Annotated in this window: 3 protein-coding genes and 1 pseudogene; all 4 read left to right on the top strand. The window is 73.4% G+C overall.

The window, feature by feature from the left end; translation table 11 throughout:
- Positions 1–271 (top strand): annotated as a pseudogene (locus U9R90_RS35930) (hypothetical protein); the annotation flags it as partial.
- A complete protein-coding gene (locus U9R90_RS35925; protein WP_411061674.1) occupies positions 268–723 on the top strand; it encodes a roadblock/LC7 domain-containing protein in 456 nt (151 codons plus the stop codon). The pseudogene U9R90_RS35930 and the gene U9R90_RS35925, both read left to right, overlap by 4 nt.
- Positions 720–1,079 carry a DUF742 domain-containing protein gene (locus tag U9R90_RS35920; protein ID WP_411061673.1) on the top strand — a complete coding sequence of 120 codons (360 nt, stop codon included), beginning with the start codon at positions 720–722 and terminating at the stop codon, positions 1,077–1,079. Before U9R90_RS35925 ends, U9R90_RS35920 begins: the two co-directional genes overlap by 4 nt.
- A complete protein-coding gene (locus tag U9R90_RS35915) occupies positions 1,060–1,740 on the top strand; it encodes a GTP-binding protein (RefSeq protein ID WP_411061672.1) in 681 nt (226 codons plus the stop codon). The genes U9R90_RS35920 and U9R90_RS35915 overlap by 20 nt, the downstream gene beginning before the upstream one ends.
- The last annotated feature ends 52 nt before the right edge of the window (positions 1,741–1,792 follow it).

Below are 1,792 nucleotides of genomic sequence, written 5' to 3'. Positions count from 1 at the left end.
GACCCACGAGTCCCCCGCGCCCACCCCCGGGCTGGGCGGCGGCGGTCTGCCCAAGCGGCCGCGCGGGCGGACCCTGGCCGCGGCGGAGGCGGCGCAGGCCCGTGCCGCCACTGCCACCGGCCGCGCCGCGGACTCCCGTACCGCCGCCGAGAGCGCCGCCCGCTTCGGCAGCTTCCGGCAGGCCGTACGCGGCGCGGCGCCGCCGGGCCAGGACGAGACCACAGACCCGCGGCCTACAGCACAGCACCCGGAAGGCGACACCACCCGATGACCGGCAGCACTCACTCGACCACCACCGGCACCACCACCGATGAGAAGCTCAGCTGGCTTCTGGAGGGGCTCCTGGAGCGCACGCCCGGCGCCCGCCACGCCCTGGTGCTCTCCCGCGACGGCCTGAAGCTGTGCCGTACCCCCGAGCTCTCCGTCGACCAGGCCGACCAGCTGGCCGCGATCGCCGCCGGTATCCAGTCCCTGTCGCACGGCGCGTCCGTGGAGTTCGGCGACGGTACGGGTGGAGTCCGCTCGGCGATGGCCGAGTTCTACGGCGGCATCCTCTTCATCGTCGAGGCCGGTGAGGGCGCGCACCTCGCGCTCGTCGCGGCCGAGGACGCCGACGCCGGGTTCGTCGGCCACGCCATGAGCGAGCTGGTGGAGCAGATCGGCGAGCACCTGCGCGCCGCTCCCCGCACCGAACCGGCGTCCCCGGCCGCCCCGGTGTCATGAGCCGCCCCGGCCGGGACGACTCCCCCGACCGGCTGTACACCCTCACCGGGGGCCGCAGCCGGTCGGCGCCGGACGCGCGATTCGACCTGGTGACCCTGGTGGTCGCCGAGTGCGAGCCGGCCCCGGGCATGCAGTCCGAGCACGCGGCGATCCTGCGGATGTGCCGCCGTCCCACGGCCGTCGTCGAGATAGCGGCCGAACTCGGCCTGCCGGTGAGCATCGTACGGATCCTGCTCTCCGACCTGCTGGCCGGCGGCCGGATCAGCGCCCGCCACCCCCGCATGGCACACACCGCCCGCAGCCTTCCCGACCCCGACATCCTGGAGCAGGTGCTCGTTGGACTCCGCAACCTCTGACCGGTCGGCAGACTCCGACCGGTCGGCAACCGAACAGCCCACGGGCCGCACCGAGTTGACCGCCACCGCGGACAACGGCCTGAAGATCGTTGTCGTCGGCGGCTTCGGCGTCGGCAAGACGACCCTGGTCCGCTCGGTGAGCGAGATCCGTCCCCTCAACACCGAGGAGACGATGACCAGCGCCGGGCAGGAGGTCGACCACCTCGACGGCGTACGGGCCAAGACGTCGACCACCGTCGCCTTCGACTTCGGCCGCATCACGCTCGACGCGCGCAACGTCCTGTACCTGTTCGGCGCACCGGGGCAGGAGCGCTTCTGGTTCCTGTGGGACCGGCTGTTCGCGGGAACGCTGGGCGCGGTCGTCCTCGTCGACGCGCGGCGGCTCGCCGACTCCTGGTACGCCATCGACCGCCTAGAGCACCACGGCACGCCGTTCATCGTGGCGCACAACGACTTCGGCGGCGGCCAGGACCACACCCAGGCACAGCTGCGCGAGGCGCTCGACCTCGCGCCGGACGTGCCGCTGATCGACTGCGACGCCCGGTCCCGGGAATCCGGCAAGGACGTACTGATCACCCTCGTCGAGCACCTCAGGACCCGGTACGCCCAGCACACCCACCGGGAGCCCGCCGCACAGACCGTTCAGGAGACCGCCCCGTGACCACCCCCGCGACCAGCACACCCCCGGGACCGCCGCCCGTCTCCCTCTCCGG

Origin of the sequence: Streptomyces sp. E11-3, assembly GCF_046540415.1 — a bacterium.
GTDB lineage: Bacteria > Actinomycetota > Actinomycetes > Streptomycetales > Streptomycetaceae > Streptomyces.
Note: the sequence above shows the minus strand (reverse complement) of the source record. Positions and strands in the feature narration are given on the sequence as shown.

What these genes read in the sequence shown, in the direction of transcription:
- U9R90_RS35925 (WP_411061674.1), top strand. Translation starts at nt 268, where the DNA reads ATGACCGGCAGCACTCACTCGACCACCACCGGCACCACCACCGATGAG.
- U9R90_RS35920 (WP_411061673.1), top strand. Translation starts at nt 720, where the DNA reads ATGAGCCGCCCCGGCCGGGACGACTCCCCCGACCGGCTGTACACCCTC.